General features: G+C 36.6%; 11 protein-coding genes, 11 tRNA genes, 2 rRNA genes and 1 other annotated feature. Of the genes, 7 read left to right on the forward strand and 17 right to left on the reverse strand.

The features are described 5' to 3' along the window. Positions 1-382: 382 nt before the first annotated feature. From glmM to sigW, 5 genes are all read right to left on the reverse strand, one after another. Positions 383-1,729, reverse strand: a complete 1,347-nt coding sequence (glmM, locus tag BKP45_RS02270) for a phosphoglucosamine mutase (protein ID WP_071388193.1) — start codon at positions 1,727-1,729, stop codon at positions 383-385. A gap of 37 nt (positions 1,730-1,766) precedes the next feature. Continuing rightward, complete coding sequence (locus tag BKP45_RS02275; protein WP_071388194.1) at positions 1,767-3,074, reverse strand: CdaR family protein; 1,308 nt, start codon at positions 3,072-3,074, stop codon at positions 1,767-1,769. Further along, entirely contained in the window at positions 3,067-3,888 is an 822-nt protein-coding gene (gene cdaA / locus BKP45_RS02280; protein WP_071308881.1) for a diadenylate cyclase CdaA, read from the reverse strand. The genes BKP45_RS02275 and cdaA overlap by 8 nt, the downstream gene beginning before the upstream one ends. A 186-nt stretch (positions 3,889-4,074) precedes the next feature. Then, the gene (locus tag BKP45_RS02285) at positions 4,075-4,713 is read right to left on the reverse strand and encodes a zf-HC2 domain-containing protein (protein ID WP_071388195.1); all 639 of its coding nucleotides are present in this window, start codon (positions 4,711-4,713) and stop codon (positions 4,075-4,077) included. A gap of 17 nt (positions 4,714-4,730) precedes the next feature. Further along, a complete protein-coding gene (sigW, locus tag BKP45_RS02290; RefSeq protein ID WP_071388196.1) occupies positions 4,731-5,294 on the reverse strand; it encodes an RNA polymerase sigma factor SigW in 564 nt (187 codons plus the stop codon). 168 nt (positions 5,295-5,462) lie between these two features. Between sigW and BKP45_RS02295 the strand changes: the two genes are divergently transcribed. Further along, on the forward strand, positions 5,463-5,657 hold the full coding sequence (locus BKP45_RS02295) for an aspartyl-phosphate phosphatase Spo0E family protein (RefSeq protein WP_071388197.1): 195 nt from the start codon (positions 5,463-5,465) through the stop codon (positions 5,655-5,657). 82 nt (positions 5,658-5,739) lie between these two features. Here BKP45_RS02295 and BKP45_RS02300 read toward each other — a convergent pair. The 12 genes from BKP45_RS02300 to rrf (BKP45_RS02355) form a co-directional block, all read right to left on the reverse strand. Then, positions 5,740-5,815 (reverse strand) — tRNA-Ala (locus tag BKP45_RS02300). A 3-nt stretch (positions 5,816-5,818) separates the two neighbouring features. Continuing rightward, a tRNA-Gly gene (locus BKP45_RS02305) sits at positions 5,819-5,892 on the reverse strand. 72 nt (positions 5,893-5,964) lie between these two features. Beyond that, positions 5,965-6,039, reverse strand: a tRNA-Gly gene (locus tag BKP45_RS02310). Between the two features lie 6 nt (positions 6,040-6,045). Beyond that, positions 6,046-6,121: transfer RNA gene (locus BKP45_RS02315), tRNA-Lys, on the reverse strand. A 6-nt stretch (positions 6,122-6,127) separates the two neighbouring features. Continuing rightward, positions 6,128-6,203 (reverse strand) — tRNA-Gln (locus BKP45_RS02320). 8 nt (positions 6,204-6,211) lie between these two features. Next, a tRNA-Tyr gene (locus BKP45_RS02325) sits at positions 6,212-6,295 on the reverse strand. A 16-nt stretch (positions 6,296-6,311) separates the two neighbouring features. Continuing rightward, positions 6,312-6,384: transfer RNA gene (locus BKP45_RS02330), tRNA-Thr, on the reverse strand. Between the two features lie 49 nt (positions 6,385-6,433). Continuing rightward, positions 6,434-6,509: transfer RNA gene (locus tag BKP45_RS02335), tRNA-Val, on the reverse strand. 25 nt (positions 6,510-6,534) lie between these two features. After that, positions 6,535-6,609: transfer RNA gene (locus BKP45_RS02340), tRNA-Glu, on the reverse strand. A gap of 13 nt (positions 6,610-6,622) precedes the next feature. Further along, positions 6,623-6,698 (reverse strand) — tRNA-Thr (locus BKP45_RS02345). 1 nt (position 6,699) lies between these two features. Next, a tRNA-Asn gene (locus BKP45_RS02350) sits at positions 6,700-6,774 on the reverse strand. A gap of 87 nt (positions 6,775-6,861) precedes the next feature. Next, a 5S ribosomal RNA gene (gene rrf, locus BKP45_RS02355) occupies positions 6,862-6,977 on the reverse strand. A 154-nt stretch (positions 6,978-7,131) separates the two neighbouring features. Next, positions 7,132-7,490 (reverse strand) — a sequence feature (most likely nonfunctional fraction of RNA operon). Between the two features lie 95 nt (positions 7,491-7,585). Here rrf (BKP45_RS02355) and rrf (BKP45_RS02360) point away from each other — a divergent pair. From rrf (BKP45_RS02360) to clpC, 6 genes are all read left to right on the forward strand, one after another. Beyond that, positions 7,586-7,701 (forward strand): 5S ribosomal RNA (rrf, locus tag BKP45_RS02360). A gap of 770 nt (positions 7,702-8,471) precedes the next feature. Continuing rightward, complete coding sequence (locus BKP45_RS02365) at positions 8,472-9,185, forward strand: MgtC/SapB family protein (RefSeq protein WP_071388198.1); 714 nt, start codon at positions 8,472-8,474, stop codon at positions 9,183-9,185. Positions 9,186-9,311: 126 nt separating this feature from the next. Further along, positions 9,312-9,773 (forward strand): CtsR family transcriptional regulator, encoded by a 462-nt coding sequence (locus BKP45_RS02370; RefSeq protein ID WP_071388199.1) that lies wholly within the window; start codon positions 9,312-9,314, stop codon positions 9,771-9,773. Between the two features lie 18 nt (positions 9,774-9,791). Continuing rightward, positions 9,792-10,325, forward strand: a complete 534-nt coding sequence (locus tag BKP45_RS02375; protein WP_071388200.1) for a UvrB/UvrC motif-containing protein — start codon at positions 9,792-9,794, stop codon at positions 10,323-10,325. Next, on the forward strand, positions 10,325-11,398 hold the full coding sequence (locus BKP45_RS02380; protein WP_071388201.1) for a protein arginine kinase: 1,074 nt from the start codon (positions 10,325-10,327) through the stop codon (positions 11,396-11,398). Before BKP45_RS02375 ends, BKP45_RS02380 begins: the two co-directional genes overlap by 1 nt. Positions 11,399-11,423: 25 nt before the next feature. Continuing rightward, the gene (gene clpC, locus BKP45_RS02385) at positions 11,424-13,868 is read left to right on the forward strand and encodes an ATP-dependent protease ATP-binding subunit ClpC (RefSeq protein WP_071388202.1); all 2,445 of its coding nucleotides are present in this window, start codon (positions 11,424-11,426) and stop codon (positions 13,866-13,868) included. Positions 13,869-14,137: the final 269 nt, after the last annotated feature.

The raw sequence follows: 14,137 nt of genomic DNA on the forward strand, positions 1-14,137 counted from the left end.
TTTTGCCCCACTCTTTACATTTTTTAATTGCAGAGCACCAATACTTTAGTTTTTGTTCAAGAAGTCACCTTCTTGTTTTTTACCAAAGCTTGCGGTTGTGGTGTGGCAACCGAGAGGCATCCGCCGATGTTTTCGATAAAACCTCTTCCTCGTCAACTATTCTTGTTTCCGTCCATTAGAATAGTTCAGGCGCTTTTTAACATAAATGAGCCGATCCACCTTTCTCTTTTTGAATCAAACTAATCATACTAGTTTTTACAGAAAACGTCAATCACCTTTATACACCATAATTTACCATAACCTCACAAAAAATTTGTTTGGCTATACTATAAAAATATGCACAGAGCACTTTATTCGTGCATCTGTGCATATAACATATATATTATAGTGAACCTAATTCTTGCTTAACTACATCAACAATTTCTTGGACGTATTGATCACAAAGGTCTTGGGTAGGTGCCTCTGCCATTACGCGAACGAGTGGCTCTGTTCCAGAAGGCCTTACAAGGATTCTTCCATTACCATTCATTGTTTGTTCTACGCGACGGATTTCTTCATTTATAACATTATTAGTCATTAAATCCTGTTTGTTCGCCACCTTCACATTAACAAGCTTTTGTGGGTACTTTTTAATTTCTGATGCAAGTTCAGAAAGAGATTTTTGAGTTACTTTCATAATATTAACTAACTGTAACGCTGACAACATACCATCACCCGTCGTATTATAATCTAAGAAAATGATATGACCGGATTGCTCACCGCCTAGGTTATAACCACCCTTTCTCATCTCTTCCATCACATAACGATCACCTACAGCCGTTTGCTGTGCGGCAATACCTATCGCTTCAACTGCCTTATAAAATCCTAAATTACTCATAACTGTCGAAACGACAGTTTGATGCTTTAATCTACCTTTTTCCTTAAAATACTTTGCACAGATATACATGATCTGGTCACCATCTACTATGTTCCCATTTTCGTCTACTGCAATTAAACGGTCTGCATCTCCATCAAACGCTAACCCTATATCTGCCCTTTTATCCAAAACAAACTTTGCTAATGTCTCTGGATGAGTCGATCCTACACCGTCATTAATATTTAAGCCATTAGGATTTGTTCCTAAAGTTGATATATCAGCCTCTAAATCTGCGAAAAGATGCGGCGCAAGAGATGATGCTGCTCCGTGTGCACAATCAAGAGCAATGTGAATACCTGAAAAGTCCTCATCAACAGTCTGCTTTAAAAACTGTAAATATTTCTGCCCACCTTCAAAGTAATCGTTCAGTTGACCGACATTTCCCCCAGTTGGTCTTGGTAATTGATCATCTACTTGATCTAATAACTTTTCAATTTCTAATTCTTGATCGTCTAATAATTTAAAACCATCTGGCCCAAAAAACTTAATCCCATTATCTTCAACAGGATTGTGTGAAGCAGAGATCATAACCCCTGCATGGGCACTTAATGCTTTTGTTAAGTAAGCAACACCTGGAGTTGAAATAACGCCAAGACGCATAACCTCTGCTCCTATTGATAACAGACCTGCTACTAAAGCACCTTCTAGCATGTGCCCTGAAATACGAGTATCTCTACCAATTAATACTTTAGGTTTCTCTGTATTTTTAGTTAAAACAAAACCACCGTACCTTCCAAGCTTAAATGCTAGTTCTGGGGTTAATTCGGTATTTGCTACCCCTCGAACTCCATCTGTACCAAAATATTTTCCCATTTTCTAAATCTCTCCTTAGGTTAACATCCTTAATTTTCTACGTTTCAGTCAATTCATCATTATTTTCATTAATCTCTTCAGTTGCATTAGTTTCAATTTCTTCTTCAATACTCAACACTTCGGAAATAATAATTTCTATTTCATCAAACGGCAGATCAAATGAAATATTTTGAGGTCCACTAACTTGAATTGGTACTGAATGTTCACCAACCGCTAGCTCATTCAAATCAATATAAACTTTCACGTCATCTTTTTGAATTTTTTCGATTGCCGCCGGTGAACCTTTTACAATTAAACTAATGATTTTATGGTTTGGATTTGAGAATTCAGCATCCATTCTCTCAGATAGGCCAATCACTTCTAAAGGTATCTCTTCTATTTCTAGTGTTTCTTCTATATCTACTTCAACAATTATTTTTACAGTAGAAGGTGATACCTTCTCAACCCCTGGTGGCACTGGAAGCTCAAGTTCCATTACTGTATTTTCAGTAATTGTTAAGAGATTGACTTCCACTCCCTCTAAGTGGGATATTCCATCTATAACATCTTGCGGTCCAAAGATCGTTACTTCTTTTGGATCCGTAACAATTGAACGGATACTTAAACCTTCTGGCAGTTCACCAATTCGGGTTATTTTAAGTGGAACATCTTTGTTAGGACTTGTTACGGGTATTTTTACATCTACAACCGATGGACTAACATCAATCGCCAGTTCATTACCTTGCTGATCATAAACTTTAACCGGAATACCCTTTTCCACCGTTTTATTAACATCTTTTATATCAACAAACCCTTTAACAAATGCTACGTGTTGGATGACACTCTCCGCAGCAGTTATTTCTACATTTACTGGATTAACGATTGGCGTACCAACTGTATAACCTTCTGGTACTTCAGCTTTATTAATTAAATCAATCTCAACAGGCAACGATATTGTTCTTTTTTCCTCAATAGTAACTCTAATCGTTTCCGGTACAATATTAACCGTTAATTCACTTGGGAAATTTCGATATTGAACATTTACATGATGTGTACCTGGTTCTAAATTACGTAAATCAACAAATACATCATAGGACGGCCTAGCAATTTGGAAATAAGTCAATACATTTTGTGGTCCTCTTAAATTTACTTGTACGTTTTCAACGATTTCTGTGATCGCTAATTCATCTTCATTATAATAAACATTTAAAGGGACTTCCGGAATTGTATAGGAACCGTTTGTTACGACTGGTATTCCACCTGGTTGATTATTTGGATTATCAAAGTTCACAACTGCAAACAGTAATAGGGCAATTAAAAAAGAAATCGCCTTAACAAACCATGGGTTTTTGTATAATTTATCCATTCTTCTTCCCTCCCCACTGCCAAAGAGAAGTTGAATTCGTCTTCGTACTTGTAACTAACTCTTGTATTAATAACTCTTTTAATGCTTCTTCATCTAAATTCCGATGTAACTCACCGTTTTTAGTAACCGAAATATTCCCCGTTTCTTCTGAGACAGCTAAGGTTATCGCATCAGTAACTTCACTAATCCCTAGGGCAGCTCGGTGTCTTGTCCCTAACTCTTTTGATATAAAGGGATCTTCCGACAATGGTAAATAGCAGCCTGCTGCCATAATTTGATGGCTCTTGATAATCACAGCTCCATCGTGTAATGGTGTATTAGGAATAAAAATATTAATAAGTAATTCAGATGTTAATTTACCTTTCACAGCTATTCCAGTTTCAATATAATCGTTCATTCCCGTTTCTCTCTCAATGGAGATTAATGCTCCAATGCGACGTTTCCCCATATAGATTGACGCCTTTACTATTTCTTCAATTGACTTCTCCATTTCCTGATCGTCAATTGAGTTTGATCTCGATAAAAATTTTCCTCGACCTAATTGTTCTAAAGCTCTACGCAATTCAGGTTGAAAAATGATAATAATCGCTAGTAAACCATAAATTACAGCTTGAGACATGATCCATCTAAGCGTATGTAATCCTAAACTACCACTTAAAAACCATACAGCTAAAATTACAATAATTCCTTTAAATAATTGAACAGCTCTTGTGCCACGGACAATCATAATAAGTTTATATATAACAAATGTAACAAGTAGTATATCTACTGCTATTCTTAATACATCAATAAGTTGAATATCACCTAGTATCATTACTTCCCCTCCATATAACAATTCTTACTTACGAGGTACATAACTTTTTAATTATACCATAACATTATTAGCATAACAGTATGTGACACTTGGTATAACCTGTAAACCTAAGTATTATTATATCTATTAAGTTTTCTAATATAGATCATACAGAAAAGGTGATACATATAATAATGTACCACCTTTTTATTCGTTTGATTTTTTTCCATCAAATACATTTACTGCATCAGAGAGAAAAGATTTTATATTGTACCATATCCACTCTAAACCTTTATCAATTTCTTCAATATTGCCAGTTACATTCCCTACTGACGCCCTATAATTTTGACCGTTAATAATCGTCACATTCCCATTCACTTGTCCATCTATTTGTAAGCTGCCATTCCTTACAATAAGATCACCTTCAACAATTTCCCCTTCTGGAATAACCACAACATTTCTATCTTTATCAATTATCAGATTGGCTTGGCCTGAAACAGACAACTCATCTCCACTGTCTAACCAAAAAGAGAAAACACTTGTTGACATTAAAATAATAAATACTGAAGCGGCTACTAGAAAAGGATTTTTTTTCATCCACCGCTTCCAATTGTTTGACCGTTTTGGTTGTGGTAATTGTTTCATTACAAGATCTGTAAAATTTGGTGGAGCAACAATATGAGAAGAGCTCTGTACAAATGCAATTGATTTTTTTAATTCATTAAAATGATTACGACAATGATTACACTCATTCAAATGTTGTTTTAGTTGCTTATTCTCTGTTTCAGTTATTTCTTCATCGAAATACTTATGAATTAAGGAGACTATATCTTTCCTGCATTCCATTTGTAAATCTCTCCTTTTTATACATTACTCAATCTTTTTCTAAGTGCTTCTCTACCCCTATGAATTCTTGTTTTCACAGTAGCAATTGGAAGATCTAAAATCTCACTTATTTCTTTCAAAGATAAGTCCTCAATATACTTTAAGATGATAGCAGAGCGATATTTTGGGGGTAAGTTAAGTATTTCTCCTTGTATCCAATCTTGTAACTCATAAGTTATTACTTGATCCTCTGGTAATTCATCTGTTGCAGCTATTTGTGAAGCCAAAGTAAGTCCTTCAGTACCATCAACTTCTTGATCCAAGTAGAAGTCTGGTTTCTTCTTTCTTAACCGATCAATAGATAGGTTTGTAACAATTCGAAATAACCAAGTTGAAAATTTCCTATCCAAATCATAAGTATCAATATTCATATAAGCACGTAAGAAAGCTTCTTGAGCTATGTCTTGTGCCTCGTGAACGTTCCCGACCATTCGATAAGAGATTTGATAAACTTTATCTTTATAAAGTTCGACTAATTCAGCAAAAGCTTCCTGATCACCTTTTTTTACATCAATAATAATTCTTTTTACTAATGTCTCCATTCTCCTCTATACCTCCGCTCTATGCGGTTACTTTATTTACGTATTTATAATAAATAAGTTTCAAATAATTTTATTTTATCATGAAAAAAATGAAATTCTACTATTTTTAAAATATACGTTTTTCTTTTTTTATTCTGGGTATATAATAGTTAAAAGGGAGGGAATTTTATGCATAGAGATTTAAAAAACAAAAAAATGCTTGAGGAAATTGAAACCGCCAGAAAAAAAATGATCCAATTAGCTTATGAAAACCCCCTAAATTCTAAAGAGGTCGTTGATGCTAGCACAAAATTGGACAAGCTATTAAATGTTTATAATAACATCGATATAAGTAAGAAAGCTAAAACCCTAGTCCATAGCTAAAATGCTGATTTGTACTAATTAAAGTAAACACACTTAAAAATAAAAATAAACCCTATTTTATATAGGGTTTTTCATTATGTATTGGTGGAGCCTAGCGGGATCGAACCGCTGACCTCCTGCGTGCAAGGCAGGCGCTCTCCCAGCTGAGCTAAGGCCCCAAGTGGAGCGGGTGATGAGAATCGAACTCACGACATCAGCTTGGAAGGCTGAGGTTTTACCATTAAACTACACCCGCATTTCATTTAATTATATCATAAGTTAATTATTTACGCAATACACTTTCACCTTGATATGTTTACGTTCTTATTGGAGCGGAAGACGAGATTCGAACTCGCGACCCCCACCTTGGCAAGGTGGTGTTCTACCACTGAACTACTCCCGCAAACAATGGTGAGCCATGAAGGATTCGAACCTTCGACCCTCTGATTAAAAGTCAGATGCTCTACCGACTGAGCTAATGGCTCGAAATATGGCTGGGCTATCTGGATTCGAACCAGAGGAATGACGGAGTCAAAGTCCGTTGCCTTACCGCTTGGCTATAGCCCAATAATAAATGGTGGAGGGGGACGGATTCGAACCGCCGAACCCTAAGGAGCGGATTTACAGTCCGCCGCGTTTAGCCACTTCGCTACCCCTCCAGATTATAATTAAGAGTGCCGGCCAGAGGACTTGAACCCCCAACCTACTGATTACAAGTCAGTTGCTCTACCAATTGAGCTAGGCCGGCAAATATAGGTGAGTTATTTTCGCTCCAATTTGTTACGCAAAAAAAACTCTGGTGGAGGATGACGGGATCGAACCGCCGACCCCCTGCTTGTAAGGCAGGTGCTCTCCCAGCTGAGCTAATCCTCCGAGGTAATGCATGTTTTTAAGTAGTTGGTGACCCGTACGGGATTCGAACCCGTGTTACCGCCGTGAAAGGGCGGTGTCTTAACCGCTTGACCAACGGGCCATTAAAGTAAAAATGGAGCTTCCAACCGGATTTGAACCGACGACCCCTTCCTTACCATGGAAGTGCTCTACCTACTGAGCTATGGAAGCATGGCTCCACAGGTAGGACTCGAACCTACGACCGATCGGTTAACAGCCGATTGCTCTACCACTGAGCTACTGTGGAATGATAATTTAATCCAATATCAGAATAAGTAGAAAAAACATTTACTATCATGAAACTATTATATAAATCATTTTAGTATTTTAATTAGTTTGGCAACGTCCTACTCTCACAAGGGGAAGCCCCTAACTACCATCGGCGCTGAAGAGCTTAACGATCGTGTTCGGCATGGGAACGAGTGTGACCTCTTCGCTATCGCCACCAAACTTATCAAAACACAAAGACAATAATTATTTTATATCACTCTTGATCAAAAGTCAACACTTTTTTCACACTAGTGAATAATCATTCTCTGAAAACTAGATAACATACATATAAGTTTCTTGAGTGTGAATTCAATTCTTATTTTAGGATAAGTCCTCGACCGATTAGTATCTCTCAGCTCCACACGTCACCGTGCTTCCACCCGAGACCTATCAACCTCATCATCTCTAAGGGGTCTTACTGGATTAACTCCAAGGGAAATCTCATCTTGAGGGGGGCTTCATGCTTAGATGCTTTCAGCACTTATCCCTTCCATACGTAGCTACCCACCAGGAGCATAGCTGGGTAGCTACGTATGGAAGGGATAAGTGCTGAAAGCATCTAAGCATGAAGCCCCCCTCAAGATGAGATTTCCCTTGGAGTTAATCCAGTAAGACCCCTTAGAGATGATGAGGTTGATAGGTCTCGGGTGGAAGCACGGTGACGTGTGGAGCTGAGAGATACTAATCGGTCGAGGACTTATCCTAAAATAAGAATTGAATTCACACTCAAGAAACTTATATGTATGTTATCTAGTTTTGAAAGAATGATTTCTTTCAATTAAATAATATCTAGTGGCGATAGCGAAGAGGTCACACTCGTTCCCATGCCGAACACGATCGTTAAGCTCTTTTGCGCCGATGGTAGTTAGGGGCTTCCCCTTGTGAGAGTAGGACGTTGCTAGGTAAAATGAAAAACACATTCCGATGGGATGTGTTTTTTTGTGTTTTCGGAAATTGAGTATTTGCGTTAAGTGGTGCTGCATCTGCTAGTATCGCTTTGAAGTAAGTTTCCTCGATGCAAAGCAGCACGTAGTAAATTCAAAGAAGCAACTCATGAAGTGATTGAAATTAGTAGCTTTTCTGCGTCTGCTAGTATCACTTAGAAGTAGGCTTCCTCGATGCAAAGAAGCATGTAGATAATTCGATGAAGTAACTCAAAATGAGGCTGAAGTCAGTGGCTTTCTTGTGTCTATTGGTAATGTTTGGGGAAGTGGGAGATGGTAGTTTTTCACTGGACTTTACTTTCTGTAGAACCTGTATAATAAGTTTTAGTTTTATAATTTTCTCGAAAATAGTTCTTATTATTAGTTTTTTTGAATAGATGTACAAACTATAGAAGGATTATTTAGCATCAATAGACAAGTATATATAATGTAAAAAATAAATGCATATAGTAATAAACAGTTAAGAAATGTTTTTTTGAAAGGCATGTCTTTTTGTAAGTTAATAATGTATAAAATTTCTAACTTAGAAACTGTCTAGCTTCATTGCCTACGAGCTCGGTCACTTCAGTTAAACAACTGACTTCAATTACCTCTTGGAATCTTCGAAGCGGCTTTTGTCAAAGGCCTTCCAGTGTTTGTCGCCGATAGGAGGGCGCCTTGCGCTTTTCTTAATACACCGATTGTTAGCACTATACATAGAGAGTATATAAATTCGATAAGGGGGATGATAATGGAGATTTTCAATTCAATAATAGCTTCAGATGCAACTATAATGATGCTTCGATTAGTGGTAGCCGCAATCTTAGGCGGTATCATTGGGGTTGAAAGAGAATATCATAAACACCCTGCAGGATTTAGAACACATTTGCTCGTATGTGTTGGTGCATGTTTAATTATGTTATTAGCTATGTTTGGATTTCAAGGTTATATGGAAGAAAACATTCAATATGTTAATTTTGACCCATCTCGTTTGGCGGCATATGTTGTTAGTGGTATAGGTTTTTTAGGTGCAGGCACAATTTTAGTCCAAGGTTATACAGTAAGAGGATTAACGACAGCTGCTTCCATCTGGGTTGTAGCCGGTATAGGATTATCTGTCGGGGTGGGTATGTATTTTGCAGCAATATTTACAACTGGAATTGTAATATTAAGTTTGATGTTTTTAAATAAAGTAGATGAATCATTCTCAAGAAAAAAGAAAGAAACGGAAGCAATTGTTATTCATGCTGAACCGAGAGATACAACGTTACTTTCAATTATTAACATTTTTGAAGAAAATAAAATAAATGTAAAAAAGGTAATGGTAGAAAGAGATAAAACATCCGAAAAAATCGAACTTTTAAGGTATCAACTAAAAGTTGTGTATCCTAATGAAACAGTGAAATTAACGGCAATTGACCTTTTGTATAAATTACCACAAGTTCATAAAGTATATTCTTTATAGGGTTTAAATAAGCATATGTGGAAATAATGGAAGCAACATAGTTGATAATTTTAAAGAATTGGATATAATATAATCAAAGTCAAATATAGTCAAAGTCAAACACTTTTTTCCGAGAGGAGGAGTTTGGTGAAAAATGTATCAGACATTATTGAAAATTATTTAAAAAGCATTTTAACCCAAAGTGATAATGATTTAATTGAAGTTAAGCGAAGCGAGTTAGCAGAGCAATTTCAATGCGTTCCTTCTCAAATAAATTATGTGATTAGTACCAGATTTACCATCGAAAAAGGATACTTAGTTGAGAGCAAAAGAGGTGGAGGTGGCTTTATAAGAATTATTAAAGTAAAAGCCCATAATAAAGCCGAGCTCTATGATCATATGCTATCTCTTCTAGGTGAAAAAATCACCCAAAGTGGTGGTGAGGACATCATTTATCGACTTTATGAAGAGGAAGCGATAACGAAAAGAGAAGCGAAACTTTTACAAAGTGCTATTGATAGATCTGTCTTGAATTTACATTTACCGTACCGTGATCATTTGCGATCAGATTTGTTAAGAGCTATGATAACTACTTTAAAACATAAATAAATAGGAGGGGGAGTTACCGTGTTATGCCATGAATGTAATGAAAGGGAAGCAACGTTGCATTTTACAAAAATACTTAACGGTAAAAAAACTGAAATTCATTTATGTGACCACTGTGCAAAAGATAAGGGTGAGTATATACCCGGTACCAATGGTTTTTCTATTCACCAATTATTATCAGGATTATTAAATTTTGAACAACCGATACCGAGCTCTCCCAATCGATCGTTACAAAATGAACAACAGTGTGGTAAATGTGGGATGACCTACCATCAATTTGCACGGGCAGGTAGATTTGGTTGTGCTGAGTGCTATCACACTTTTAACTCTAAACTAGATCCGATGTTGCGAAGAGTTCATAGTGGTAATACAAGTCATATAGGTAAAATACCAAAAAGAATTGGTACAGGAATTAAATTACACAGACAAATTGAACAATTAAAACAGGAATTAAGGCATCATATATCGAAAGAAGAATTTGAAGAAGCAGCAAGGTTAAGAGATGAAATCCGCGCTTTGGAAAAAAAAGTTCAGCAGAGTAGGGGGGATAATTGATGTCACTAGAGAAATTTATTAGTGAGGCGATTAGCCCTTGGATGAAAAATGAAGGATACGAATCTGAAATTGTACTAAGTAGTCGTATTCGTCTAGCCAGAAACTTAAAGGATTATTCATTTCCTATTATTTCAACTACCGACGAAGCTCATTTAGTTGTTAAACAAGTAAAAGAACATTTTGAAGGTAAAGATTATGACAGATATGGTCCCTTTGAACTTTTAGAAATGGATGAAATGAAACCTAACGAAAAAAGGATACTAGTCGAAAAGCATCTGATCAGTCCTCAACTTGCGGATGAATCAAAAAAAGGCGCAGTTTTACTAAGTAGTGATGAAGCGATTAGTATTATGGTAAATGAAGAAGATCATTTACGTATACAATGTCTCTTTCCTGGATTTCAACTAAATGAAGGTTTAGTACTTGCGAGTGGAATTGATGATTGGATTGAAGAGAAGTTACATTATGCTTTTGATGAGAAAAAGGGGTACTTGACTAGTTGTCCGACAAATGTAGGAACAGGTCTAAGAGCTTCGGTAATGATGCATTTACCAGCTTTGGTTTTAACAAAACAATTAAATAAAATATTACCCGCTATAAATCAATTAGGGTTAGTTGTAAGAGGCATTTATGGTGAAGGTAGCGAAGCTTTAGGTAACTTATTTCAAATCTCTAATCAAATTACTCTTGGTAAATCTGAACAGGACATCGTTGAGGACCTTAGAGGAGTAGTGTTACAACTAATTCATCAAGAAAGAGCAGCAAGAGAATTGTTATTACAATCTTCTAAGCTACAATTAGAGGATAGAATATATCGTTCATATGGAGTTCTCGCATATGCTAGAACCATTGATACAAAAGAAGCTTCACAAATGTTATCAGATGTTCGTTTGGGTATTGATTTAAAAATCCTTACAGGGATTTCTGCGATTATTTTAAATGAGTTAATGATTTTAACTCAACCTGGCTTTTTACAGCAATACGCGGGAGATATTTTATCTGCTGACAAAAGAGATGAACGAAGAGCAAAATTGATAAGAGAAAGACTCAAATTAGAAATAGATAAAAACTAACTAATATTTGGAGGTGGAGTTTATTATGATGTTTGGTAGATTTACCGAAAGAGCACAAAAGGTATTAGCATTAGCACAAGAGGAAGCAATTCGCTTAGGGCATAATAATATTGGTACAGAACATGTATTATTAGGATTAATTCGTGAAGGTGAAGGAATTGCTGCAAAAGCCCTTTTAGGTTTAGGTTTGGGTTCTGATAAAATTCAAAATGAAGTTGAAACTTTGATTGGTAAAGGGCAAGATGGTGCAAAAACCATTCATTACACACCGAGAGCAAAAAAAGTTATTGAATTATCAATGGATGAAGCAAGAAAATTAGGTCATTCTTATGTAGGAACTGAACATATCTTATTAGGTTTAATTCGTGAGGGTGAAGGTGTCGCAGCTAGAGTGTTAAATAACCTAGGAGTAAGCTTAAATAAAGCCCGCCAACAAGTGTTACAATTATTAGGAAGTAATGAAACATCTAGTAGTAGTCAACAAGGTGGTGCGGCAGCTAACGTCAACACACCAACATTAGATAGTCTTGCAAGAGATTTAACCGCTATGGCTAAAGAGGAAGGTTTAGACCCTGTAATTGGTCGTAGTAAAGAAATAGAGAGGGTTATTCAAGTATTAAGTCGACGAACAAAAAATAATCCAGTATTAATTGGTGAACCTGGTGTTGGTAAAACAGCCATTGCTGAAGGATTAGCGCAACAAATCGTTGCAAACGAAGTTCCAGAGACTCTCCGTGGAAAAAGAGTTATGACGCTTGATATGGGAACTGTTGTTGCAGGTACGAAATATCGTGGTGAATTTGAAGACCGTCTTAAAAAAGTAATGGATGAAATCCGCCAAGCTCAAAATGTTATTTTATTTATTGATGAGTTGCACACATTAATTGGTGCAGGTGGTGCAGAAGGGGCAATTGATGCATCAAACATCTTAAAGCCTTCCCTAGCACGTGGTGAGTTACAATGTATTGGTGCAACTACCCTTGATGAGTATCGAAAATATATTGAAAAAGATGCGGCTTTAGAAAGACGTTTTCAACCGATTCAAGTTGATGAACCATCCATAGAAGAATCAATTTTAATCTTAAAAGGGTTAAGAGATCGCTATGAAGCTCACCATCGTGTAACGATTACCGATGAGGCAATTGAGGAATCTGTAAAGCTTTCAGATCGCTATATTTCTGATCGTTTCTTACCGGATAAAGCAATTGACTTAGTTGATGAAGCAGCTTCAAAGGTTCGCCTAAGATCTTATACAATTCCGCCAAACTTAAAAGAGCTTGAAAATAAATTAGAGGAAACAAGGAAAGAAAAAGATGCCTCAGTACAAAGTCAAGAGTTTGAAAAAGCTGCATCACTAAGGGATAGTGAACAAAGATTAAGAGAAGAGCTTGAAACATTAAAGAAAGAATGGAAAGAAAAACAAGGGCAAGAAAATACAGAGGTTACAACCGAAGATATTGCTCAAGTTGTATCTAGTTGGACTGGAGTTCCTGTTTCGAAGCTAGCTGAAGAAGAAACAGAGAGGCTATTAAAGATGGAAGAAATTCTACATCAACGTGTAATTGGCCAAGAAGAAGCCGTTAAAGCTATTTCAAAAGCTGTCCGTCGTGCTAGAGCGGGTTTAAAAGATCCAAAACGTCCAATTGGTTCATTTATTTTCTTAGGACCTACTGGTGTAGGTAAAACCGAGTTAGCGAGGGCTGTCGCTGAAACGCTTTTCGGAGATGAAGATGCTGTCATTCGAATTGATATGTCAGAATATATGGAAAAACATGCAACATCTCGATTAGTAGGTTCACCACCTGGTTATGTCGGTCATGATGACGGTGGACAACTAACAGAAAAAGTTAGAAGAAAGCCTTACTCCGTTATTCTATTTGATGAGATTGAAAAAGCACACCCTGAAGTATTTAACATCTTACTACAAGTGCTAGAAGATGGTCGTCTCACAGACTCTAAAGGACGTACAGTGGACTTTAGAAATACAGCGGTAATTATGACTTCTAACGTAGGTGCAAGTGAATTAAAGCGAAATAAATATCTTGGATTTACGACTCAATCAGAGGGTCGAGAGTATAAAGATATGAAAGAGAAAGTAATGGGTGAGTTAAAGAAGAGCTTCCGCCCAGAATTTTTAAACCGTATTGATGAAATTATTGTCTTCCACTCATTAGATAAAACGCATATTCAACAAATCGTATCATTAATGGCAGATACATTAAAGAAGCGTTTATTGGAGCATGATATTGAGTTCGAACTAACAGATGCGGCTTTAGCAAAGATTGCGGATGAAGGGTATGATCCTGAATACGGAGCTCGTCCTCTTCGTAGAGCCTTACAAAAGCATGTAGAAGATCGATTATCAGAAGAATTATTAAGAGGTACAATCCAAAAAGGTCAAAAGGTAAAGTTAGATGTAGTTGATAATGAGTTTGTAGTAGAATCTGCTGTCAAAACTACTACATCTTAATAAGAATAGCCGGGAAGGTTTCCCGGCTATTTGTTTTTAACAAGGTAAGAAAGTATAAAAATTCTATCTTAGCAACTGTCTAGCGCAAGCAGCCTACGAGCTCGGTCACTTCAGTCAAGCAACTGACTTCAATTACGTCTTGAAATTCTTCGTTGATTAGCTTCATGCAGCTTTGCTCCTGCGGTTACTCGTCGCACAAAACACTGCTTCGAGGAAGCTTACTACGAAGCAGTACTTGAAGACGCAGAAGCACGTAAGAAGCCAAAGAG

This window comes from Anaerobacillus alkalidiazotrophicus, from assembly GCF_001866055.1.

Coding starts and splice junctions, on each gene's coding strand:
- BKP45_RS02295 (WP_071388197.1), top strand. CDS start 5,463: ATGCATAGAGATTTAAAAAACAAAAAAATGCTTGAGGAAATTGAAACC.
- BKP45_RS02275 (WP_071388194.1), bottom strand. CDS start 3,074: ATGGATAAATTATACAAAAACCCATGGTTTGTTAAGGCGATTTCTTTT.
- glmM (WP_071388193.1), bottom strand. CDS start 1,729: ATGGGAAAATATTTTGGTACAGATGGAGTTCGAGGGGTAGCAAATACC.
- clpC (WP_071388202.1), top strand. CDS start 11,424: ATGATGTTTGGTAGATTTACCGAAAGAGCACAAAAGGTATTAGCATTA.
- sigW (WP_071388196.1), bottom strand. CDS start 5,294: ATGGAGACATTAGTAAAAAGAATTATTATTGATGTAAAAAAAGGTGAT.
- BKP45_RS02285 (WP_071388195.1), bottom strand. CDS start 4,713: ATGGAATGCAGGAAAGATATAGTCTCCTTAATTCATAAGTATTTCGAT.
- BKP45_RS02365 (WP_071388198.1), top strand. CDS start 8,472: ATGGAGATTTTCAATTCAATAATAGCTTCAGATGCAACTATAATGATG.
- cdaA (WP_071308881.1), bottom strand. CDS start 3,888: ATGATACTAGGTGATATTCAACTTATTGATGTATTAAGAATAGCAGTA.
- BKP45_RS02380 (WP_071388201.1), top strand. CDS start 10,325: ATGTCACTAGAGAAATTTATTAGTGAGGCGATTAGCCCTTGGATGAAA.